At 68.4% G+C, this 22,826-nt stretch carries 20 protein-coding genes and 2 pseudogenes; 11 read left to right on the top strand and 11 right to left on the bottom strand.

Features of this window, described 5'->3' with window-relative positions:
• Positions 1–534: 534 nt before the first annotated feature.
• Entirely contained in the window at positions 535–984 is a 450-nt protein-coding gene (locus OG698_RS44690) for a hypothetical protein (protein WP_406109890.1), read from the bottom strand.
• A gap of 134 nt (positions 985–1,118) precedes the next feature.
• A complete protein-coding gene (locus OG698_RS44685) occupies positions 1,119–1,532 on the bottom strand; it encodes a hypothetical protein (protein WP_406109888.1) in 414 nt (137 codons plus the stop codon).
• A gap of 369 nt (positions 1,533–1,901) precedes the next feature.
• Between OG698_RS44685 and OG698_RS44680 the strand changes: the two genes are divergently transcribed.
• From OG698_RS44680 to OG698_RS44665, 4 genes and pseudogenes are all read left to right on the top strand, one after another.
• Positions 1,902–2,111 carry a ferredoxin gene (locus tag OG698_RS44680; protein WP_406102798.1) on the top strand — a complete coding sequence of 70 codons (210 nt, stop codon included), beginning with the start codon at positions 1,902–1,904 and terminating at the stop codon, positions 2,109–2,111.
• A complete protein-coding gene (locus tag OG698_RS44675) occupies positions 2,101–3,465 on the top strand; it encodes an NAD(P)/FAD-dependent oxidoreductase (protein WP_406109886.1) in 1,365 nt (454 codons plus the stop codon). Before OG698_RS44680 ends, OG698_RS44675 begins: the two co-directional genes overlap by 11 nt.
• Positions 3,466–3,496: 31 nt before the next feature.
• A pseudogene (locus OG698_RS44670) lies at positions 3,497–4,649 on the top strand (cytochrome P450).
• Positions 4,646–4,996, top strand: coding sequence for a tetratricopeptide repeat protein (locus tag OG698_RS44665; RefSeq protein ID WP_406109884.1), 351 nt, complete (start codon positions 4,646–4,648; stop codon positions 4,994–4,996). Before OG698_RS44670 ends, OG698_RS44665 begins: the two are co-directional and overlap by 4 nt.
• A 153-nt stretch (positions 4,997–5,149) precedes the next feature.
• Here the strand turns inward: OG698_RS44665 and OG698_RS44660 are convergent, their stop codons facing one another.
• The 4 genes from OG698_RS44660 to OG698_RS44645 all read right to left on the bottom strand — a co-directional run bounded on the left by OG698_RS44660 (position 5,150) and on the right by OG698_RS44645 (position 11,756).
• Positions 5,150–6,202, bottom strand: a complete 1,053-nt coding sequence (locus OG698_RS44660; protein WP_399983818.1) for a type III polyketide synthase — start codon at positions 6,200–6,202, stop codon at positions 5,150–5,152.
• Between the two features lie 433 nt (positions 6,203–6,635).
• Positions 6,636–7,841 (bottom strand): cytochrome P450, encoded by a 1,206-nt coding sequence (locus OG698_RS44655; RefSeq protein WP_406109882.1) that lies wholly within the window; start codon positions 7,839–7,841, stop codon positions 6,636–6,638.
• A 718-nt stretch (positions 7,842–8,559) separates the two neighbouring features.
• Entirely contained in the window at positions 8,560–10,020 is a 1,461-nt protein-coding gene (locus OG698_RS44650; RefSeq protein ID WP_406109880.1) for an FG-GAP repeat protein, read from the bottom strand.
• Positions 10,021–11,060: 1,040 nt separating this feature from the next.
• Positions 11,061–11,756 carry a DUF4232 domain-containing protein gene (locus tag OG698_RS44645; protein ID WP_406111635.1) on the bottom strand — a complete coding sequence of 232 codons (696 nt, stop codon included), beginning with the start codon at positions 11,754–11,756 and terminating at the stop codon, positions 11,061–11,063.
• A 501-nt stretch (positions 11,757–12,257) separates the two neighbouring features.
• Between OG698_RS44645 and OG698_RS44640 the strand changes: the two genes are divergently transcribed.
• Complete coding sequence (locus OG698_RS44640) at positions 12,258–12,854, top strand: hypothetical protein (protein ID WP_406109878.1); 597 nt, start codon at positions 12,258–12,260, stop codon at positions 12,852–12,854.
• A gap of 319 nt (positions 12,855–13,173) precedes the next feature.
• Here OG698_RS44640 and OG698_RS44635 read toward each other — a convergent pair whose 3' ends face one another.
• On the bottom strand, positions 13,174–14,934 hold the full coding sequence (locus tag OG698_RS44635; protein WP_406109876.1) for an MOSC domain-containing protein: 1,761 nt from the start codon (positions 14,932–14,934) through the stop codon (positions 13,174–13,176).
• Between the two features lie 257 nt (positions 14,935–15,191).
• On the opposite strand from OG698_RS44635, the gene OG698_RS44630 reads away from it, so the two are divergent.
• Positions 15,192–15,395, top strand: a complete 204-nt coding sequence (locus tag OG698_RS44630) for a hypothetical protein (RefSeq protein WP_406109874.1) — start codon at positions 15,192–15,194, stop codon at positions 15,393–15,395.
• A 103-nt stretch (positions 15,396–15,498) separates the two neighbouring features.
• Positions 15,499–15,804, top strand: a pseudogene (locus OG698_RS44625) (TMEM175 family protein); the annotation flags it as partial.
• Positions 15,805–16,077: 273 nt separating this feature from the next.
• Here the strand turns inward: OG698_RS44625 and OG698_RS44620 are convergent.
• Positions 16,078–16,593, bottom strand: coding sequence for a CGNR zinc finger domain-containing protein (locus OG698_RS44620; RefSeq protein WP_406109872.1), 516 nt, complete (start codon positions 16,591–16,593; stop codon positions 16,078–16,080).
• A gap of 281 nt (positions 16,594–16,874) precedes the next feature.
• Here OG698_RS44620 and OG698_RS44615 point away from each other — a divergent pair, with 281 nt between their 5' ends.
• The 3 genes from OG698_RS44615 (at position 16,875) to OG698_RS44605 (ending at position 19,220) form a co-directional block, all read left to right on the top strand.
• On the top strand, positions 16,875–17,744 hold the full coding sequence (locus OG698_RS44615; RefSeq protein ID WP_406109870.1) for an alpha/beta fold hydrolase: 870 nt from the start codon (positions 16,875–16,877) through the stop codon (positions 17,742–17,744).
• 112 nt (positions 17,745–17,856) lie between these two features.
• Complete coding sequence (locus tag OG698_RS44610; RefSeq protein WP_406109868.1) at positions 17,857–18,282, top strand: ATP-binding protein; 426 nt, start codon at positions 17,857–17,859, stop codon at positions 18,280–18,282.
• A gap of 77 nt (positions 18,283–18,359) precedes the next feature.
• The gene (locus OG698_RS44605) at positions 18,360–19,220 is read left to right on the top strand and encodes a DUF427 domain-containing protein (protein ID WP_406109866.1); all 861 of its coding nucleotides are present in this window, start codon (positions 18,360–18,362) and stop codon (positions 19,218–19,220) included.
• Here OG698_RS44605 and OG698_RS44600 read toward each other — a convergent pair.
• The gene (locus OG698_RS44600) at positions 19,207–19,434 is read right to left on the bottom strand and encodes a hypothetical protein (protein ID WP_406109864.1); all 228 of its coding nucleotides are present in this window, start codon (positions 19,432–19,434) and stop codon (positions 19,207–19,209) included. The two genes, OG698_RS44605 and OG698_RS44600, sit on opposite strands and share 14 nt — an antisense overlap.
• Positions 19,435–19,563: 129 nt before the next feature.
• Positions 19,564–20,466, bottom strand: a complete 903-nt coding sequence (locus tag OG698_RS44595; protein WP_406109862.1) for a phosphotransferase family protein — start codon at positions 20,464–20,466, stop codon at positions 19,564–19,566.
• Between the two features lie 479 nt (positions 20,467–20,945).
• Here OG698_RS44595 and OG698_RS44590 point away from each other — a divergent pair, with 479 nt between their 5' ends.
• The gene (locus OG698_RS44590) at positions 20,946–21,371 is read left to right on the top strand and encodes a nuclear transport factor 2 family protein (RefSeq protein ID WP_406109860.1); all 426 of its coding nucleotides are present in this window, start codon (positions 20,946–20,948) and stop codon (positions 21,369–21,371) included.
• A 245-nt stretch (positions 21,372–21,616) separates the two neighbouring features.
• Here OG698_RS44590 and OG698_RS44585 read toward each other — a convergent pair whose 3' ends face one another.
• Positions 21,617–22,807: an NAD(P)/FAD-dependent oxidoreductase gene (locus OG698_RS44585; protein ID WP_406109858.1), complete on the bottom strand. Its 1,191-nt coding sequence runs from the start codon at positions 22,805–22,807 to the stop codon at positions 21,617–21,619.
• Positions 22,808–22,826 lie beyond the last annotated feature (19 nt).

The raw sequence follows: 22,826 nt of genomic DNA, 5'->3' as shown, positions 1-22,826 counted from the left end.
GGTTACGTGAACCGTCTTGATCTTGTTGAAGGCCGCCTCACTGAAGCACAAATCGGACGCCACCCGACCAGGCCGAAACCCTGAGGGACTGCCCAGAGCTCACGCCTCGATGGCCGCACCGCACTCACCCCGCCGCGGCGCTCCTGCCTACGGCGAGCGAGGGCGAAAGCCGCGAACCGTAGATCGAAGGCCGTGCAGTCGAATCGGCGGGCCGTTCGTCGGTGAAGTACTCGTGGTGGCAGCGGATTTCGACGTCGGTCCTACCGGTGAGGTGGCGCCGGCTGGGATGCCGGCGCGGTCGGTGATGTCGGCCAGTCGTCGGTTCTCGATGTGCCGCCACACGCGGGCGGGGACGCCGGTGATCGAGGTGGACTGTCCCAGCCGGTGCGTCGCCCTCAAGATGTCCGTCGCCCCGCCGGACGCTCCTCACCCGGTCCGGCGAGACGAACTGCGGCCCGCCGGGACCAGCGCGCACTTCGGGTGAAGCTTCCCCGGGATCAACCCCCGGCCTTCGGGCATCGCATGTTCAGCCGCTCAGGTCTGGCACTGCGCCGTGCCGGCGGTGGACCAGCCGCTCCAGGCTGCCCCGTCGGCACGGGCGTGTACGCGAATCTCGACCTTCACACCGGGCGCGCACACCCGAGTCGAGCTTCCCACCTCCGTGGGCTCGACGGTCCCACCCGCCGGGACATAGGTGCGACCGCTGCCCAACTTCACCCAGTAACCACCGTCGACGACACGAAAGAACGCCTCGTAGGAGACGTTCACCGCCCTCGGCCCCGTGTTGCGCGCCTTGATGTGCGCCGTGATCTCCCGAGTGTAAATTCGGCCTTCCTTTCCGCGTTGGGCGCTGATGCAGCCGTTGACGGCCACCCGGCCGGTCGACACACCACCGCCGCAGGCGACTGCTGCGGCGTGAGCGTTCGCCGGAATGGTCAGCATGGTGAGCGCGGCAGCGCCCAGGACTGTTCCGATACGCCTCATATGCACAACCCTGTTCTCTTCGCTCCTGATTGCCTCAGAGGAACCATTACGTGTCGAGGCGTCGAGGGCAGCGGCTCATCGACTGCTCATCCACTTCTTCACTCCAACGGAAGCAGACGGTGCTCGGTACGCGATCACCTCAGGCGGCGAGGTTCCACCTGGCCGTGTGCTCTCCGTTGGTCTGCAGGAGCGAGCGAGTCCGTCCGGCACGTCACGGCCGTGATCCTCGAGTCCTGCGGCACGTTGGAGATCACCCAGCCGGTGGTCTTCTCGCCCGGCTGGAGGGTCAGGGCGAGGTCCAGGGACTCACCGACGGTGGGGTCGCCGGACTTACCGGCGTACACCTTCCCGGTCGAGTCGATGACCTTCGCCCCCAGGTTGCCGGGGTCGTCGTAGGTGGCGTCGGTGCTGAGGATCGTGAACTCCGCCGCGACCAGGCGCTGTCCGTCGGGGGTCGCGAGGATGTCCAGCGACGGTTCGGCGTTGTCCTCGTGCTTGGTCAGCGTGACGTCGGCCTGAACGTGGCCTGTGACGGCCAGGCCGGGCATGCCCTCCAGCAAAGGGTGGCGAACATCTGCTCATTGATGTCGGGCCGCTCCGGTCCCGGCGATCAAGTGGCTCGGGGCTGAGTACGGTGAACTGCGGCGCGTCAGCGAGAGCCTCAAGGCTGCCTCCGCCTTCTTCGCGGCCGAGCTCGACCGGCCGTCGAACCTTCAGGCACGCCGCCCTGTCGGGGTGTCCGCCGCGGCGTTCTCGGCGGTCTCCTCGACCGGTGCCGGATCAGTCTCACTGATCGGGGCAGCGCTGCGAGCATGCCTCCACGGGCCGATTTCCGCCCCCGGGAAGGCTGGCGTGCGGGCCCCCAGGTCTGGCCCCATGCTGGAAGGAGGGGTGAAACAACGGAGGGAGTGGCGGGGATGCAGGCCGTTGTGGACCTCACACGTTGCCAGGGCTACGCACAGTGCGTCTTTCTCGCGCCGGAGGTGTTCGAGCTGCACGGCGAGGAGGGGCTGCTGTACGCCACGGCCGTCCCCGACGACCAGGTCGGGCACGTGCGCCAGGCCGCGGCGGCGTGCCCGGTGCAGGCGATCCTCCTCGGGGAAGAGGTGAGCGGCGGTGCCCGGTGACCTCAAGGACGGCCGCATCGTCATCGTCGGAGCGTCGCTGGCCGGGCTCAGGGCCGCGGAAGCGCTGCGCGAGGAGGGTTTCACCGGCTCACTGACCGTGGTCGGGGACGAGCCCCACCCGCCCTATGACCGGCCACCCCTGTCCAAGCAGGTGCTGCTCGGGCGGGCGGCGGCGGACACCACCGGGCTGCCGATGCGCCGGGACCCGGACGCCGAGTGGAGGCTGGGCGTGCGCGCCACCGGCGTGGACCCACTCGCGAAACAGGTGCTGCTGGAGGACGGCGAGTCGCTGCCGTACGACCGGCTGCTGATCGCCACCGGAACCCGCGCGCGGCCCTGGCCCAACGTGGAGGAGGGCGCCCTGGACGGGGTGTTCACCCTGCGCACCCGCGAGGACGGCGCAGGGCTGGCCGAGCGGCTGGCCGCCGGGCCGGAGCGCGTGCTGGTGATCGGCGGCGGCTTCACCGGCTCGGAGATCGCCTCCGCCTGCCGGGAACGGGGGCTGGAGGTCACGGTCGCCGAACGCGGCCCCGCACCCCTGGTGGGAGCGCTGGGTGGCACCCTCGCGAAACTCGCGGCCGCCATGCAGCGCAACCACGGCGTCGACCTGCGCACCGGGGTGACGGTCACGGCCCTGCACGGGAACGGCAGCTTCACCGGCGCGGAGCTGTCCGACGGCAGCCGCGTCGACGCCGACGTGTGCGTCGTGGCGCTGGGCGCGATCCGCAACGTCGAGTGGCTGGCGGACTCCGGGCTGGCGGCGGGCCCGCGCGGGCTCGCCTGCGACGCCGGCTGCCGGGCCTTCGACATGTACGGAATCGTCACCGACGACGTCTTCGTAGCCGGCGATGTGTCCCGCTTCCCGCACCCGCTGTTCGGCTACCAGATGCTCTCCCTGGAACACTGGGGAAACGCGGTCGAACAGGCCGAGGTGGCGGCCCACAACATGGTCAGTCCGGGGCCGTTGCGGCGCCCGCACCTGGCCATCCCGACGTTCTGGTCGACCCAGTTCGGGCTCAACATCAAATCGGTGGGCGTGCCCACCTACTCCGACCACGTGGTCATCGCCCAAGGCTCCCTGGAGGCGCGCCGCCTGGCAATGGTCTACGGCTACAAGGGGCGGGTCACCGCCGCGGTCACCGTCGACATGGCCAAGTCACTGGACTACTACCGGCACCTGATCGAGACGGCCGCGCCGTTCCCGCCCCCACCCGGCGCGGCGGACCGCGCGATCGCGGCCGACGTACCGATCCCCTCCGATGTGCCGGATCCTTCCGTACTCTCCCACGGCCCCACCGTGGCGCTCACCGGATACCTGCCCGACCGCCGGCTGACGCTGGTGCACCCCGGCTGACCCACGTCCCGCCCCACCACGAGGAGCCACCATGGCCTCCGACACCCTGCTGGCCCGGATCACCGACTACGCCAACCGCCCCAATCCCTATCCGCTGTACGCCGAACTCCGCGAGGCCGGTCCCGTGGTACAGCAGGCGGATGGCAGCTATATGGTCGGAGCACGTACCACCAGGTCGCCGCGCTGCTGCACGATCCTCGGATGAGTGCCGATCCGCGCTCCCGCACCACACCTTCTCCCTACGAGGTGCACCTGCAGCCGCCCTTCGTGGCACTCGACGACCCCGAGCACCACAGGCTGCGCAACGCGGCCATGCGACCGTTCGGTCCGCCGCACAGCCCGGGCCGGGTCGCTGCCTTGCGCGGCGAGATCGTCCAGCTCACGAAGGATCTGGCGGAAGATCTCCAGGAGGGCCTGCAGATCGATGTCGTCGACGACTTCGCCTACCCGCTGCCCATCACCGTGATCTGCCGCCTGCTCGGCGTCCCGCCCGAGGACGAGCACCTGTTCCACGCATGGACCGTCGCGATCATCGCGGGCGCAGCCATCGGGCCCGAAAGTGACACCACCGAAACCTGGTCGCCCTCGCCGAGGAGCGTCGTGGCCGGCCTACCGGCGACATGATCTCCGACTTCATCAACGAACCGGACCCCGCCTTGCGGCTCACCGAAGAGGAACTGGCGGCCACCACCGTCCTGTTGTTCCTCGCCGGACACGAGACCACGGTCAATCTGATCACCAATGGTGTGCTCACCCTGCTGCGTCACCCCAACCAACTGGACCGTCTGCGCGAAGACCCCGGCCTGCTGCCGCGAGCGGTGGAGGAACTGCTGCGTTACGAGCCCCCGGTCCATATGCGCGAGCGGTTCCCCCTAGTCGACGTCGCCGGCACCAAGATCGCCGCCGGCACATCCATCGTCCTGGGGCTGGCCTCGGGCAGCCGCGACCCCCGACGCTTCCGCGAGCCCGACCGGTTCGACCCCTCCCGCCCGGACAACGAGCACTTCGGCTTCGGCAGCGGCATCCACTTCTGCTACGGCGCACCACTCGCCCGTGCCGAGGCCGAGGCCGCGCTCGGCGCGCTGATCCCCCACCTCAGCACGGCACACCTTGTCCAGGACCCGCCCCCCTACCGGCAGAACGCCATGCTCCGCGGCCCCCGCCACCTGCTCGTCCACCTGTGAAGCCCGGGGACCACGTCGCCGTCTGGGGGCAGTTGAAGACGGCGGAGACCCTTGATGTGCACGCTGAGGTGAACGGGGACTACAACCTCTCGGCCCAGTTGCACCGCGAAGGCCTGCGCCTGGCGCGGTCCCTGGAGATGTGGTCGGAGGAGTCACGTCAGCTCTCGGGCCTCGGCCGGATCGCCCTGCTCACCGAGCGGTACGAGGAAGCCGGGGAGTTCCACCGGCGTGCGCTGCGGATCGCGATCGAGCAGGGCAGCCGGCCGGCGGAGCAGACGGCCGAACTCGTCCTGGCACTCGGCGCCCGGCGCGCGGGGGATCTCGACGCCGCCGAGGCACATCTGTGAAGTCCGGCAGCCGGCGACAACGGCCGACCAGGGCACCCAGAATTCGGCGTCCAGGGACGGCCGCCGGGCACCCCGTCGGCAGGCGGCCGACGGGGTGCCCGGCTGGTCCAGCGCCTCGTGTGCTCCTCGGCTGAGGGGTCAGGCAGCAGCGCCCTACCTGTCCGTTGCCCAGGTGCCCAGGGCGATCTCGGCGGTGATGCCGGGACCGAAACCGGCTATCAGGCCTTGGTGGCCCTCGAGTGCCGACTGCTCGTCAAACATGCGGTCGAGGGCGTCGAGGACGACAGCGCTGGCGATGTTTCCGTACTCGGTGAGTGTGGCCCGACTGAAGCGGAACGCTTCGGGCGGTATGTCGAGGCAGCGGCTCAGGTCGTCCAGGATGCGCGGCCCGCCGGCGTGGACGATGTAGAAGTCCAGTTTGCCGACGTTCCATTGGTGCTCTTCCGCCAGCGCGCGCAACGCGGGGCTGAGGGGCTCCATCGTCTTCGGTACCCGCTTGTCGAGCTGGAAGTGGAAACCGGTCGAGCGGACCGCGTAGGAGATCCAGTCCTCGGTGTGGGGTATGAGGTACGAGCCGTTGCGCTCCAGGCGCATTCCGGTGCCGCCGTTGCCCCGGACGACAACGGCGGCGATGCCGTCACCGAACAGGCCGTTGGAGAGCAGCGATCCCACACCGATGTCGCCCGGCTGATAGCACAGTGAGCAGAACTCGCAGGCCACGATCAGGACATTGGCGTCGGGGTATGCCGTGCAGAAGTCGTGCGCCCGGTTCACGGCCGCTCCGCCTGCAGCGCAACCGAGTTGGGCGATGGGCAGCTGTCGTGTCTGCGGTTTGAAGCCCATGGTGTTGATGAGCCACGCGGTCAGCGAGGGCATCATGAAGCCGGTGCAGGACACGTAGATGATCAAGTCGATGTCCAGGGGCTCGAGTTGAGCCTGGTCCAGTGCACGCTGAACCACCTGCGGGACGCGGGCCTTGGACTCCCTCTCGTAGATGGTGCTGCGCGCATCCAGTCCCGGATGCTTGAGGACCACATCGATGGGCTGGATCAGATGCCGTTTCTGCACCCCGGTGTTCTCGATCAGGCTCAGCGCCAGGTCGAGTTGCGGATGGTCGTGGTGCAGCCTCCGCGCGAGTTCGAGGGTTTCCTCATTGGTGATGACGTGTTCGGGTATCGCGATTGCCGGCTTGCACAGAACTGCCATGGGAGTGACTCCTTGCAGTTGGTGGCCCCGGGCGCGGCCGGGACCGGTCCTGCGGTTCAGCGCTTCGAAGGGAGCCCCTGCTGCCCCGGGCGCTCAAAGACGGCGCGCACGTGGAATACCTGAGGGGAACGCGGTCGACCGGACCGTCACCAAATGCGTCCCGGCCGGGCGGCAAGGCCTGACAGAGTCGCCGCCGCTGGAGTTGGCCAGCGCATCCCAACGTACGCCAGATGGATCACCGCCGCACGTCGGACCGCTGCTCCCCGCAGTCGGCGTGAGCAGGGTGAAGCCGCCGTCCTTCGTCGGCTGCGGACGACCGCGTGGGGCCACTGCCCCCCTGGTGCCGATCATGGTCGCGGTCGCGCCGAGCGGGGAGCGCAGTGTTACGCGCGAGAGGTGTCCCCGCTCGGTCCCGCGGTCATGTGCCGGCCTGTCACCAGGTGACGGGCAAGGCGACTGGATAGCGCCAGATCGATGTCGCGTTCCATTGCAGTTCTTCGGCGGGCTTTGCCAGTGCGAGGCGAGGGAAGCGCTCAAAGAGAGTTCCGAGGGCGATTTCGATTTCGGCGGCGGCGAGCGGTGCACCCAGGCAGTGATGGGCGCCCCAGCCGAAGGTCATGTGAGGCGGGCCGGAACGTTCCAGGTCTACCTCGTCGGGGCGGTCGAACTTACGTGGATCCCGGTTTGCGGTCAGGTAGGAGACGTGCACGATGTCGCCCGCCTGAATCGCCACCCCACTCAGGAGCACGTCTTCCATGGCCACCCGGGGGATACCGACCCCCTTGCGGAAGGGGATGAAGCGCAGCAGTTCGTTGATCGCCCCGGGCAGCAACTCGGGGCGCTCGCGCACGGTCGCGAGCAGATCGGGCCGGGTGAGCAACAGGTAGGTCAGGTTGCCGATCTCGTACGTCGTCGTATCCTGCCCTGTGATCAGCAGGACCATGGCCATGACGGCCAACTCCTCATCATTGAGGATCTCGTCGCCGTCGCGGGCCGTCGCCAGCACGCTGATCAGGTCGTCACCGGGATTCTTGCGGCGCTGCGCGGTCAGTGTCGCAAAGTAGGCGCGCAACTCGGCCTTCGCCCGTACCGCGGCGTCCCGGTTTCCGGCCCCGACATCCATCATCGTCCGGGCGTGGGCGCGCAGCTGTGCATGGTCCGCCTCGGGGATCTCCAGAACCTCACAGATCGTGATCAGAGGCAGTGGTCCGGCAAGGTGCTCCATGATGTCGGCGGGTGTACCGCGTCCGGCCATCTGGTCGAGCAGCTCGTCGACGACATTCTGAGTGCGCAGCCTCATGCGTTCGATGTGAGCCGGGGCGAAGCCCTTCGACACAAGGCTGCGCAGGCGGCTGCCGGCCGGGGGGTCCATGAGATTGATCGCCTCGGACTGGACGATCGGCTCGGGTGTCATGCGCGGGAAGTCACGGCCGGCGACAGCATGACGGCTGAAACGCCGGTCGGTAGTCACCGTCCGGACGTCGTCATAACCGGTGACGAGCCATGCCGTGCCCTCGCCGTACGGCAGCCGGATCCGGGAGACAGGCCCCTCGTTCATGAGCTGTCTGAGCACCGGATCGAACTCGAGGGCCTCGGCAAAGTCGAATGGACATTGCCGCGCGTCGGAACCGAGGGTCATGCGGATCTCCAGGTGAGTGGCATCTACTGCTGCTCTGGACCCGACAGCCGTTCCCCACCCACCGGCCGGCCACACCCGGATACACCCGCACGCACCCGGATACGCCCGCACGCACACGACAGTTCACCCACGCCACTCACGGCAGAGTCTGATGCGGGCGTGACATTTGGAGACAACCCCTGGGGAACCAACTGGGGGTCCAAGAGACCCACGCTGCAGCTCTTGCCTCTCACTCCTGTACGGAAGGTGAAGATCCCACAGACACCGGATCACGGTGATCACGGGCGGGGTCTGTGGGGGCTGTCGTGCCGCAACGAATGAATTTGCTGGGAGAACCAGGAGTGGGGCTGTCGGGAGGACCCGGCAAGCCTGTTCCGAGCCATGCAGAACTGCGGGCGGCCTTGCCATCCCCCTGCCCGTTCTGCCGAACGGCGACTGGACACCTGCGGGCCGCCTTGCCGGGATCCGACCAGCCGGCGTCCTGGCCCCGTTGCTGCTTCTGCAGTACATCGGCTGCAGCCGGGCAAGGTGGAGGTGCCCTCCTGCCCGCCGCTGCCCCGCACCCCTGCGCAACGACGCACAAAGGCCTGTCGGCAGCATGCCCTCCGGAACGGCCTTGAAGAACTCGCCTCGGACCGCACATCACTGGCTGGTCGACAGTGAATCGCGACCGGACCCGTCCGGCGACCGACCGGCCTCCGGACGGGTCCGGTGGACGTCACTGGTCGCCGAGGTACCTGCCGTACGCGAGCGCGCTCGACGGGGAGGGCAGGCCCAGCTCGGCGGGCGTGAACGCGGAGGAGCCGTTGACGCTCCCCCGGGGCAGCAGCCACACGCCGCCCGAGGCTGCGTTCTCGCCCGGAGAGCCGACCGCCACGTCCGCCCTGCCGTCGCGGTCGTAGTCGCCGGTGGCGACGGCGGCACCGAACGCGTCGGCGGCTTCCGCGACACCCGGCACTCCCGGCGTGTCCTGCTGGACCCCGACGGAGTGGCCTTCGCCCCGCGCGTCGACGAGGCCGGTCGGGCCGCCGAGCAGGATGGTCGCGGCGCCCGCGCCCGAGCGGGTACCGATCGCCTCGCCGGGGGCGCCGGCGATCAGGTCGTCGCGGCCGTCGTTGTCGATGTCGGCGACGGCAAGGGCGGCGCCGAAGTGGTCACCGATCTCCGCGACGCCCGCCACGCCGACCGTGTCCTGGTTGAGGGTCTGCCGACGGAACCCGAAGCTGCCGGGCGTTGCGTTGCCGTAGTGGACGTGGATGCCGCCGCCCTTGGCCAGTTCCTCGGGGCCGCACGGGTCGTCGATGTTCTCGTCGGCGATCTCACGGCACTCGCCGAGAGCCAGGTCGTCGTGGCCGTCGCCGTCGAAGTCGCCCGCGGCGAGGGCGGAGACGCCGGCATTGTCGGTGTTCCAGGTGTTGGCCATGGCCTGCTCGGTCGCGTCCCAGGTCCACAGGCGCACGTGGGACTGGGTGAACGGGGTCTTCGTCCAGTACCCGACCGCGAGGTCCGCCGTGCCGTCCTCGGTGAAGTCGCCGGTGGCGAGAATGGGGGCGTGGCCACCCATGGGGGCGGTGACGACGGTGGTGACCATGCTGTCTTCGCCCTGGGCGACACGAGCGACGACCTTGTCCGTGCCGCCGATCACGATCTCCTTGTTGCCGTCGCCGGTCAGGTCGGCCGAGGCGACCGCCAGGCCGAACGCCGCCGACGCCGAGGGGCCGTTGAGGACGACGGAGCCCGGGCCCGGACCGCCCCTGGCGCCGCCCACCGCGGTGACCGAGCCCGCGTCCGTGCCCCGGCCGGTGACGTCCTCGCCGGGGGCGCCGACGAGGAGTTCCGCGATGCCGTCGCCGCTGGTGTCCACGAGAGCCACGGAGCCCCCGAAGCGATCGCCCGTCTCCGGTGTCCCGGGAACCTCGGGGGTGGCCTGGCTGATGCGGATGCTGCCGTGAGCGCCGATTCCCTTCGGGCCGCCCCAGACGATGTTGACGTAGCCGGCTCTCGCCTTGCCGCCGACCGTGCCGTCGGGCACGCCCACGGCGAGGTCCGCGTACCCGTCCCCGTTGAAGTCGCCATCGGTCTGCGCGGGAACAGAGGCCGAAGCCGGGAAGGGTAGCCCGGCAGCAGCCGCAGCGACAAGGGTGGCTGCTGTGGCGTACTTCCGTATCCGTGTGCGCACGTGGGCTCCAAGAGGTCCGAGGTGTGGAGTTCACCTGTGGGACATCCGAAAGGCCCTCAGGGTTGTGCTGGTACGGACTCAGGTGCGGGTTCGTCGTGCGACCGCGGAGCGTCGTCTTCAGTGCAGCCGCCCCAGCCAGTGGTCCTGACGGGTGATGTTCACCCGCTCCGGCGGATCGCGGCCAACTTCACGCCCGGCTCGGCGAAGGCGCCGGCGACAACCACCCACTCTTCGGCGATCTACCCGCGATCCCGGCCGAGGTCCTCTTTCAGAAGATCGCCGGCTGTTCCGCCTTGGTACACCGCGAGCTGACGCAGAAGCAGAGGGCCGAGATCCTGCGCAAGGCACCTGTGGACCACACCGCGCCATGTCATAGAACCCGTGTCGTTTGAGGAGCTCAAGGTGCCCGCAGACACGCCCTGCATCGTTATCACACGAGTGTGTGCGGGAGCAGCCCAGGCGCTGCCACTGCCCACCGGAGAGCTCGACGTCGCCGAAGACTTCCCTGGCGAGCAGGATCTCGACGCCGTGAGGCAGGTCGTCGAACTGCCTCACGCACGCCGACGGCGTCGATTCCGGAAACAGTAGGCACTCCTCGACGCAGCCGGGATGCTCCGCCCCGGCGGCACCTTCTACCCGTGGGACGTCATCTTCAGCTTTGAACCGGCCACCGCCGAAACGCACTTGCAGCGATGGATCGACACTGCCGGCCGCCCCAAAGGAGAAGGCTTCACCAGCGACGACTTCGAAGCCCACATCCGTGAGGAGTTCTCTACACACGTCTGGATCATGGAAGGCATGCTGGAACGAGCCGGGTTCGACATCATCTCCCGCGCCACGCTCCATCCGACCCACGCAGAATTCCACTCGCTGCGCCGATGGCCCTCGCTGACCTGTCAGTCTCTCAGCGTCCCGGCAGTGGCGCCGGGCCCTCGTGATCCACTACCAGGAGCGTTCGAACACCTAGGTGTGCTCGGGGATGACCGCGTCGACGGACGTCGTGGTGCAGAGCGCGACGTCGACGGTCCCGGTCCGGTTCGTCAGACGATGACGGGGACGGTCTCGGCGCGGTTGGTGGACCAGTTGGTGACGATGGGCTTGTCGACGTTGGCGGTGTCGGGGAGCTTGAGTTCGGCGGGGTCGGGGTCGTCGTCGGTGGTGGCGATGATGACGTTCTCGAATTCCTTGCCGTCGTTGCTGTTGGTGGTCTTGGGGCTGATACCGGTGTACGCGACGGCGGAGCCGGTGAGCTTGATGGGGTCTTCGCCGCCCTGTCCGACGGGGGAGGCAACGCCTTCGGCTCCGGAGCCGAAGGACACACTGGGCGTGTTGACATCCAGGTAGCAGGTGATGCCGGACTTGGCCTTGGCGGTGACGAGGTAGTAGCCGCCGGCCTGGGACTCCGAGGTGACCGTGAAGTCCAGGTCGTTGGTGCCGCAGGACTGTCCGTAGCCGCCCTTCTTGCCGTCGTCGGAGTCGGTCTTGTCCGTGGAGCCACTGGAGTCGGAGCCACTGGAGTTGGAGCCGCCGGTGGAGGAGCCGCTGGCGGAGGGGCTGTCGCTGGAGGAGCTGCCGCTCCCGCCGCTGCCGGCGGAGGCGACGGCGGACGGGGCCGCGGAGCTGCCGGCGTCCGCGGCGTCGTCGTTGTCGCAGGCGGTGGTGGTGGCGGCGAGGGCCGTCACGGCCGCGGCGGCCAGGACGAGACGGGCGGAACGGGCGGCGAGACGCGAACGCATCATGATCTCCAGCGGCTGTCGGGTTGCGGTGTTTCCTGCTGACACCGATGACACTAGGCCGGGTCGATCCTGAAATGATCCTGCGAATGTCCGGGTTCCGTCTCAGCAACTTCGGTTCCAGGAAAGGGCTTTGGATTGCACCAACCCCAGCTCAAGGGGCATGTCCGGGGCCAAGAGTCAGAGCTGCGGCATCGCAACATCAGATAGCTTCGCGATCACGGCGCCCGCGTCCGCCACTCCTGGGAAACACTGGTCGGCGCCAGCAATGAAGAGACCAGCTGAACACCGCCGACATCGCCGGAGGTCAGAGAGATCCGGCGTCGGCTCCGCTGACCCCGCTGACCCCGCTGACCCCGCTGACCCCGCTGACCGTGATCTTCCATTCGATCGCCGGAGCGGACCTGCTGCAACGCGTGGGTGAGATGGTGCGGGCGTCGCGGCTCGGTATCACCATGGAGAGGCGGCCCCGTGCCGCTTCGGGCCAGACACCGGAGGTGCACGGTGGAGAAAGCGAATTCCGGGCGTCGGACCGGGAATCTGCTATTCGCGTTCGCCCCGTGGATCATCTTCGACGTCGTCGCGTCTCCCAGCACCTGGGAGTACGCCGCGCTGGCGGCCCTCGTCGCCGCAGTGGTGCTGAACCTGCCGGATCTGCGCCGGGGTTCCTTCAAGGCACTGGAGGTCGCCGGCATCCTCTTCTTCGGCGTCATCGCCGTGCTGGCACTCCTTCTCGACCGCAAGGACATGCTCTGGCTGGAGACGTACGCCCAGGTCCTGTCCAGTTCGGTCATCGCGGTGGTGGCCCTGGGATCGCTGGCATTCGTGCCGTTCACCGAGCAGTACGCTCGGGAGTCCACACCCCCGGAGGTCTGGGGCACTCCCCTCTTCCGGCACGTGAACCGGATGCTCACCCTGGTCTGGGGCGGCGTCTTCGTCGCCATGGCCGCACTCGGACTGGTCGCAGTGCACACGACGTCCGGTGCCGACTGGTTCAACTGGATCATCCCGGTGGTCCTGCTGATCCTTGCGGTCCGCTTCACGGAGCGCTATCCGGACCAGGTGCGTGAGCGGGCCAAGGCCGCGCGCAGCGCTCCGTAGACCCGACTGCACCGGCGAAGGCCGCCGCGAGCACGGCGACTTCGCGACCCCGGCACATCTGGACGGACAGCGTGCCACTGCCGGCTGCTGCTCAACCCCCTGACCGTGCAGCCTCCGTCGCGCCCTCAGCACTCCCCGACCCGCCCGACATTCACCGCCGCGATCGAGGGCCCTCCCCACTCGCCTCGCCACCTCCCACACCCAGATCCGCGCGATCGACGAAGCCGTCGACCGGGTGGCTGAGCTGTCTCCCGGCGGTGTTCTTGCGTTGGCACATGTGTGGTTTCCGCAATCCTGGTGACGGGCCGTTGACGGCCGATCAGAGGTCGAGGACGACTTCGGTGGTCGGTTGGCTGCAACAGACGAGGATGGTGCTGGGCTCGGGGAGTTCGAGAGGTGGAGTGGTGTAGGTGATGTCGCCTGCAACGAGGTGGGTGATGCAGGTGTGGCAGACGCCGGTGCGGCAGGACCAGCGGGTGGGAACGTCGCAGGCTTCGGCGAAATCGAGGAGGGATGCGTGAGCGGGTGACCATGGAGCGGTGATGCCGCTGCGGGCGAAGGTGATGAGGGGGCCGGTGCCCCTGGGACCGGGTGGTTGGTGCGGCCGGATCGCCGCGGTGGGTGTGACGCCAGGGTTGATGGCGGGGAGAGCGCTGAACTGTTCCGTATGGATCTGTTCGGGGCGCAGACCGTGATCGCGTAGGAAGCCGCCGAGGTCGTCCATGAAGGCGGGTGGTCCGCAGAGGTAGGCGTCGGCGTCCGCGGGGATGCCCATGGCGCTGAGTGATTGGGCGGTCGGGCGGCCATGGCTGATGTGGGGCTCGTCGCGATGTGGGTTTTCGGCGGTGTAGTAGATGTGCTCGTGGGCGTTGGGGAGTTGGGCCAGAAGCGCCTTGGCCTCTTCCGCGAAGGCGTGGTGGGTGCGGTCGTGGGCGGTGTGGATCCACCAGGTGGGGCGTGGGTCTCGTGTGGCGGCGAGTTGGTGGAGCATGGCGAGCACGGGAGTGGCACCGATCCCTGCGGAGAGAAGGACGACCGGGCGGGTGCCTTCTTCGAGTACGAAGGTTCCGCGGGGGCTGGCGATGTCCACGATGTCACCGGGGTGCAGCGTGGCATGGATGTAGCTGCTGACTTTCCCGTGGGGCTCGTGCTTGACGCTGATGCGGTAGGTGCCGACTGTGGGCGCGCAGGACAGGGAGTAGCTGCGCACTGCGGGGGCTGCTTCGCCGACGGTGAGGCGGATGGAGAGGTACTGGCCTGGGCGTGCCTCGGGTAGGGGGCTGCCGTCGGTGGTGGTGAGGTAGATCGACGAGATGGTGGGGGTTTCGGGGACGACGCGGGCGACGCGCATGGTCTTGAAGCCGGGCCATCCCGGTTCTTCTCTGGGTTGCTGAGTGCTGGCGCGTTCGCCTGGCCATCCCGGTTCCTGTTGGGGCTGCTGGGCGGCGGCGAGTTCACGGAAGGACTGCTGCCAGCCGGGGCTGAGTGCGGGGATGTTCAGTGCTTTGCGCAGCTTGGCGGGGTCGCGGTCGGGGAGGTAGAGCAGTGCGTCGGTGTCGGCGACGCTGAGTTCTTCAGGGCCCTTGCGGGTCAAGGTGATTTCATCGCCGGCCTGGACGCGTCCTTCGTTGATCACACGCAGGTAGAAGCCGGGGCGGTGGTGGGCGACCAGGAGGGAGGCCATGGTGGGTTCGCCCAGACGCATGCCGACGCGATAGCAGGTGACGCGGGGCTGGGTGACTTCGAATTCGGCTTCGCCGATACGGTACCGGTCGCCGATGCACACTTCGTCGTCGAGCAGACCGTCGACGGTGAAGTTCTCCCCGAAGACCCCGAAGGTCAGGTCGTCGCGGCCGAGGTGCTTCTGCCAGTACTGGTAGGACTGCAGCTGGTAGACGAGGACGGCTCGAATTTCACCGCCGTGCCCAGCCAGGTCTCCTTGACCGTCTCCATCGACGTTCAGCCGCCGGACCATGCGGGGGCCTCGGACGGGGGCCTTCCATGCTCCGGTGTGGACGGTCCTGCCCTGCCAGGACACGTCTTTGGGCATACCTGTATTGACGGACAGCAGCGTCGCCATTGCGGACCTCCTGCGGGGTGGCCGGCTCGGGCAGCCCATCATGGCGCTGTGATCTGTGCGCCAGGGCCGATCCTAGTTCTCGTGTCGGCGCCGCCGCGTTTCCGTGATCATGAATCCTGGTGCATTCGCTGAGATCCTTCGAACGGAGGTACCGGCCCGGAAAGCCATGTCCGTTCGTTGTTCCTGGTCGGATCATTCGTGTCGTGCGTGCTCGCAAGGTGGCGCGGCTGTCGTGCTGCACTCACCAGAGTGATCACATGGAGTACATGCTCGAGGTCGCCATCTTGCCCGTGAGCGATGTCGACCGCTCTTTGGCCTTCTGTACCGAGCGTCTGGTTTTCGACCTGCGCGTGGACTACGGGCCCAGCCCCGATTTCCGTGTCGTGCAGCTGACGCCTCCCGGCTCCGCGTGCTCGGTGCAGATCGAGTGGGTCTCTCCGAAGCCGAGCCTGGCTCGGTGAAGGGCCTGCACCTGGTGGTCTCTGATCTTGAAGCTGCGCGGTCCGAGCTGGTGGGGCTCGGCGTGGATGTCGGAGAGATCAGGCACAGGGTGCCTCTCGACACGTGGCAGGGCCGCTTCGACTCCGGCGTCCGGAGCTCCGCGACTACGCGACTACGCCTGGGCCAGGAGGCGGGGCGACGTCCTTCGGTGTCGAGCGCGATCCTGCCCGGGTGGTTGCGTTCAGCGATGGCGTCATCGCCATCGCCATCACGCTGCTCGTCCTGGAGATCCGCCCGCCGCACGACACCCGCAGCCTGTTGCACGGCCTTGCCGCGCTCTGGCCGTCCTACCTGGCCTATGTCCTTGCCTTCCTGCTGATCGGGCAGGTGTGGGCCAACCATCACATCATGTTCGACCACATCCGCAGCGCCGACCGAGTGGTGCTCTTCCTCAACACCGTGCTGCTGATGGACGTCGCGTTCCTGCCGTTCGACGCCTCCGTGCTGGCCGAGACGTTCCGCGACGGACACGGGCAGCGCACCGCTGTCGTCCTGTTTGGCGCCGCCTTCGAACTCGTGGCCATTTTGTTCAATGTCATCTGGTGGCACGTCCGTCGTGACCGCCGATGGCCTCCCCGGCGAGCCTTCCGGGAGGATCGCGGATCGGGACTGTTCACCGGCACCGAACGCCTGCCGGAGGTGTTACTCGGCTGTGGCGTCGCGGGTGCGCTGGTAGTGGCGCCGTGCCTTCATACGGTTACCGCAGACGGCCATCGAGCACCAGCGGGCCTTGTTGGTCTTGCTGCGGTCGATGAGGAACCGCCGGCATTCCGGGTTGGCACACGGTCGTAGCCGTCCGGGCATTGTCTGCTGCACCGCGCTCCACGCCATGACCGCTTCCACCGCCATCCGACGCTCCGCGGGGGCGTCCAGGGCCCACGACACTCCTTCAGGCGAGAGGTGCGGGCGGGAGGTGACGCCTTTCAGGAGCGGGGCCAGCGACGTGGCGGGCCGGCTGCCGCGCACCACGTCCTGAAGGGCATCGCGTGCCTGCACGAGGTTGCGCAGCTCGTCCGCGCTTCCGCTGCCGCCGTGGGCCTGCTGCCAGGATCTGGCCTCTTCCGGATCTGCCAGCTGGTCCTGGACGACGCCTTTGACCACCGGCGTGCCGTTGAGGAGCTCCAGCAGTGCGTCTTGCTGCTCTTGGTCGGTCACCATCGCACCTCCTAACCGAATTGGTTCACCTGGCAGGTTATACGTGCGCGCTCACTGCGCAGGCCGCCGGACATCGGCTCCCTGAGCCGGCTTGAGGTGGGCGGTGCGCTGGCTGATGGCCGTTCACGGGCGGAGGCTGAAGACGGGCCGACCTTCCGCCGCCCCGGTGCGGCTGCGCCCCCGAACACAATCTCAATCTAACCCATAAAAGCATCTTGACAGGTTAGATTTCAGGTGCTCGACTCTATATGTAACCAGTGAAGATAGATAGAGAGGTTAGGGACATGGTCTCCGCAGTCCACCACCGCACCGCCACCGTCAACGGCCTTGAGGTCTTCTACCGGGAGGCCGGCAACCCCCAGGCACCCGTAGTCGTGCTCCTGCACGGCTTCCCGACCAGCTCGCACATGTTCCGTCACCTGATCCCGGCACTCGCCGACCGCTACCACCTGATCGCCCCCGACCACATCGGGTTCGGCCAGTCCGCGATGCCCGCCCTGCAGGACTTCCCGTACACCTTCGACGCCCTCACCGAGGTCACCTCCGGCCTGCTCCAGCAGTTGGGCATCGACCGATTCGCGATGTACGTGCAGGACTACGGCGCTCCCATCGGCTGGCGGCTCGCCCTCCAGTCCCCGGACCGCATCACCGCGATCATCACCCAGAACGGCAACGCCTACGACGAGGGCTTCGTCAAGCCCTTCTGGGACGGCGTCTTCGCCTACGCCCAGGCCCCGGGACCGGACACCGAAGCCCCCATGCGCGGCGCCCTGACCCCCGAGATCACCCGCTGGCAATACGTGAACGGTGTCGCCGACCCCAGCCTGATCAGCCCCGACAACTGGGTCCACGACCAGGCGCTGCTGGACCGCCCCGGTAACGACGAGATCCAGCTTCAGCTCTTCCGCGACTACCCCACCAACGTGGACCTCTACCCGCAGGTCCATGGGTACTTCCGCGACTCCCAGGTCCCGCTGCTGGCGGTCTGGGGCGCGAACGACGAGATCTTCGGCCCCGCGGGCGCGGAGGCGTTCGCCCAGGACCTCCCCGACGCGGAGATCCACCTGCTCGAGTCCGGGCACTTCGCCCTGGAGAGCCACCTCGGGACCATCACCGAGCACATCCGCGACTTCCTGGCCCGCGTCCTCGCCTGATGCGCAGAGTGTCGGGGCGGCTGTGGCGGCCGCGGATCGCACAGCCCTCCCCCGCCGCAGTCGGCAGCGGATCGCACAGCCCTCCCCCACCGCAGTCGGCAATGGACCCACCATGCGACACCTCACCCGACACACCTTCAGCGCCGGCCCGCAGACCGGGCGCACCGCCCGCGACTTCGCGATGCAGGCTGCCCTCGACAGCTGGGGCGGGTGCCAGCGCGGCGGCGACATCCGGGCCCGTGTCTCGGAACTGGCCGGTCATGCCGTACAGCACGGAAGCCCGGACGGCTGCGCCTACCCGGTGCGCCTCATCCGGCACTCACACTGCCTCCACGTCGCAGTCCACGACAGTGCGCGCTACTTCCGCGTCCGCATCCCGCCTGTCTCACTGAGCGGGGAAGCCGGGCGAGGTATACGCATCGTCCAGGAGGTCTGCAACGAATGGGGAGTGCGGGCCCTCACCGGCAAGGGCAAGGCCGTCTGGGCCTGCTTCCGTCGCCCCGAGGCCCACGTCTCCCGCTGCGCCGTCACGCCCTGACCGTCAACAACAACCGCCCCGTAATAGGTGCGTCCACCCGCGCACCGCCCACCCCCCGCACCCGGAAGGAATCCGCCATGGGACTGTCCTGGCAGCAAGGCCCTCTCTCCGCCGGCGCGATCGGACACTTCCTCACCTCCGAACCGCTCCCCGAACGCCTCCTGTTCGCCGAGCGCCTGCGCCGCCGCATGCGCGTGAAGTTCAACGACGCCTGGATCGCGGACAGCGAGAACGTGATCGTTCTCCACGAGCCGGGCCGGTACCCCGTCGCCTACTTCCCTCGCGAGGACGTCGACGAGCAGTCCCTGATCCCGAGTAGCAAGGTCACCCACCACAAGGACCTCGGCGACACCGCCTGGTACGCCGTGCACGCCGGAGAGCGCACCACCGAAGGCGCCGCCTGGAAGTTCACCGCGTTGCCCGGGTACGCCGCCGACCTCCAGGGCCGCATCGCCTTCGCCTGGCGGGCGATGGACGCCTTCTACGAGGAGGACGAACGCATCCTGGGACACGCCGCGGACCCGTACCACCGCATCGACATCCGCAACACCTCCCGCACCCTGGAAGTCCGCCTCGGCGACACCCGCATCGCCCGCTCCGAGCACCCCCTCGTGCTCTTCGAGTCCGGATTCGCCCCGCGCTGGTACGTCCCGCGCGCCGACGTCGACCAGACCCAGCTGCACCCCGTCGACGGCCAGACCTTCTGCCCCTACAAGGGCCTGTGCAACTACTACGACATCGGCGACGCGCGTCACGCCGCCTGGTCGTACACCAACGCCTACCAGGAGGTCGACCGGATCAGCGACCTCGTGTCATTCGAAGCGGACAAGGTCGAGGTCTATCTCGATGGCACGCGCCTGCATCTCGAGCCTGGGCAGAACGTCGTCCCCCACGGCGTCGACCGCGGCCTGGACGTCGACGAGGTCAAAGCCCACTGACCCCGACGAGCGCCCACTGGACGAGTTCATCGACGCCGTGCTCGTAGAAGATCCTGCGCGCGGTGCGGGTGGGCAGGTCGGCCTCGGCGGGCAGGATGCGGCGGCGAAATCGCCGGCACTGCGGACGTTGTGAGACTGTCGCGGGCGCGATCGCCGGATGCGCGAGACGCGGGGGCGATCCAGTGAGCGTGTGGAAGATACAGCCAGGCAGCATGATCTGATGCGCCGTCGTGGCGGTCTGATGGGGATTCCCGAAATCCGAAATTCCCCAGGGTCTACTCGATTCCCCACTTGGTTGAGCTGCGAACGATGAGGTCGGGGTCGCGCCCCGGACCGCCATGGCTCAGCCCAGGGCGTCCATCAGGGCGGTCACATAGGCATCCAGCCGCTCCTCCACAGCTCGCGTCGTCAGCTCTGTCCTCCCTGCCTCCCGCCATGGCTGCGACACCAACTGCACTTCTTCCGAGCACGCCAGCCCGTCCCTCACCCGCCAGTACAACCGCTCGCTCGCGGTCGCGGCCAGCACCCCGCCGGCCTCCTCATACGCCTCAGCGAACCGCAGACCCCACGCCGGACCGTGGAGCAGCGCAAGATTGGTGGAGCAGTGCGCCACATCGAGATCCGCCGGGCCCCAGGAGGTAGCCGCCCAGTCGACGACGCCGGTGATCCGGGCACCTGCCGGCCTTGAGGGCGGCACGTCGAACAGCACGTTGCCGGGGTGGAAGTCCCGGTGCAGGAATCGTCCTTCATAGGGCGGCGCGGGCTTGCGGACCACGTCGATCGCCGCGGCCCATGCCGCCGCATCGGCGCCCTTCGGAGTCACGACGGTGTCGCCGGTCATCAACGCCACATACCCCCGGGGCCGCTCGGCAGGTCGCAAAGTGTGGATCGCCACGAGTTGACGCGCCAGCAGAGGGACACGCGTCTCCAATCCCTCATCGTCGAGGACCGTCCGGCCCACCAGATGCGTCATCAGGAGCGACGGATACTCGCAATGCGCGGCGGTCGGATCAACCGCGACCATTCCAGGAGCCGGCACGCCGGTCCCCGGGAGCAGGGTCAGGGCGCCGGCCTCCCTGTTCAGCCAGTCCTCGGCGTGCTCCATGTTGACGAAGGTCCGCAGCACCAGGTCACGGGTGCCTCCGTCCCGTGTGCCGATGGTCAGCCTCCGCATGTCGGCAGTGATGCCGCCGTGCAGCGCCTCAGTTCTGACTATCCGTTCGCCGACCTCCAGGTGCCGGCTCACCCAAGCCAGTGCCAACGGCCTGACGGCCGCCTCCTCATCGTGGTTGGTCACCGTGCCACCTCACCATCCGGACGGCGGCACGCGCGAAGTTCTATTGCAGGCGATGGCCGTGCTGCCCAGTCAGAAACACCACCGGCACGAGGCGGACCGTAGCCAGCACCGACACCCGCCCGGCGGGAAGGGAAGCACCGACTCACCCCGCGACACCGTGCGGCGTGGCAGGCTACAAGTCGTTCCCGGCGTGACGGCGTGCACGACCCCGCGTCGTGCACGAACTGCCGGACTGTGGCTCGACCTTCTCCTGTGAAGAGGCTGGACCACACGGCTGTCCGGGGAACGATGTCAGTGCCCGGTGCCATCCTGGAGTCGCCCCACTCGTCTGCCGTGGGAAACCTCGGCCCGGCTCTCTCCGCCACCGAACCTCCAGCTGGACCAACGGAGAGTGAGTCAACAACTGTTGAGCGAACGGAGTGACCCCTGTGTCGAATCTGGAGACACCTGCTGTCCGCACCCCTTGCGAGGTGCTGGCCTGCTACTACCAGGCCATGCTCGACAAGTCCGCAGACGATCTCGCCGATCTGTATGCCGTGGACGCGGTGCACGAGTTCCCGTTCACCTCTCCCGGTTTTCCCCCACGCTACGAGGGGCGCGAGGCCGTGCGTGCGGGATACCGGGCGGCCTGGGGCGCCAGTCCCGCCCAGGTGAAGGAGATCAGGAAGATCGCGGCATACGAGACCGCCGATCCGGAAGTGATCATCGCCGAGCATGTCGTGGTGGGAACTCTGCCGACGAGCCCCACCACCTTCACCGTCCCCGGTCTCCTGATACTCCGCGTCCACAGCGGACTGATCACGCGGGTCCGCGACTACATGGACGGCTTGGGGGTCACCAACGCCAGAGGATGAATGCCAGAACGACGCGGCGACACGTGCCCCCACTGATCGACCTTCGGGGCTCTCGAACACGATGCACTGTCACGAGACGACTGGCGAACCAGGTCACCTGAGACCACAGGCGAATCAGGCCAGGTCACTTGAGACGGGGCCAGATCTTTCGGGAAGGGACATCAGGGCCAATGTCCCTTGCCATCCAATCCAGTAGCCCTGCCATCCAACCCGGTCGCGTTCGACGCCGCGCACCACCCGGCCTCTCACAGGGTGACGGGTCGGGGTTCCGTTTCGACGGCCACCGCGAGGTGGCGGCGGCGGCTCGGCAGCATCATGGTCGGGTGCGAGACGCTCCAGGCCGCGCCCGCGCAGATGAGCTCCTTGATGCGGGCGCCGGCCCGACCCGTGAAGACGCTCGACGTCATCTGGTCGTCGGCGGTCACACGTTGGAGGATTCCCGCGCTGCGTCCGAGGCTGACGCACTGGGCGTTGTAGCCGATCGATGCCTCGGGAACCTTGCGGCCGGTCAGGCGGGCGGCGAGGGCGTCGGCGGCCTGCCATGCCATCGGGGTCGCCGTGGCACAGGACATCCGCAACGGCTTGCCGCCCGCCCCTTCGGCCAACGCGGCGTCGCCGACGGCGTACACATCGGAGTGCGAGACCGAGCGCATGGTGCCGTCGACGACGATGCGCCCGGTGTCGGACACCTCCAGCGTGCTGGCGGCCGCGATCGGGTGCACGGTGAAGCCCGCTGTCCACACGGTCACTTGGGCCGGGATCTCCCCGGCCGCACCGGTGACTACCCCGGTCGCCCGGACGCGCGTGATGTCGGCCCGTTCGTGGACCGTGATGCCGAGCCGGTCGAAGACGTCGCGCAGGTGGCGCTGGGCTTTGTCGCTGAGCCAGTCGCCGACGCCGCCGCGGGCGGCGATGGCGACCTTGAGGTCCGGGCGTGCCTCCGCGATCTCGGCGGCCGCCTCGATGCCGGTCAGGCCGCCGCCCGCGACCAGCACGGTCCCGCCCGCCGCCAACTCGCCCAGGCGCACGCGCAGCCGCAGCGCGTCCTGCTTCCCGGCGACGCTGTGGGCGTACTCGGCGACACCGGGGACGCCGTGGTCAGTACCGGTGCTCCCCAGGGCGTACACGAGGGTGTCGTAGTCGAGGGTCTCGGCGCCGTGCCCGCCTGCGACATCGACGGTCTTGCGGTCCACGTCGACCGCGGTGACCCATGCCTGCCGGACCCGCACACCGGTGCCCGCGTAGACGTTGCGGAGCGGCCGACTCGGCAGGTCCTGCCCGCTGGCGAGCTGGTGCAGACGTACGCGCTCGACGAACTCGGCGTCGCCGTTGACGAGGGTGATCTCGACGTCGTCGCGGTGCAGCCGCTTGGCGAGGCGACCGGCGGTGATGGCTCCGGCGTATCCGGCCCCGAGGACGACAATGCGGTGCTTCATGGTTCGCTCCCTATCCGGT

This window comes from Streptomyces sp. NBC_01003 (genome assembly GCF_045162695.1).
In the GTDB taxonomy this organism is placed as follows: domain Bacteria; phylum Actinomycetota; class Actinomycetes; order Streptomycetales; family Streptomycetaceae; genus Streptomyces.
Note: the sequence above shows the minus strand (reverse complement) of the source record. Positions and strands in the feature narration are given on the sequence as shown.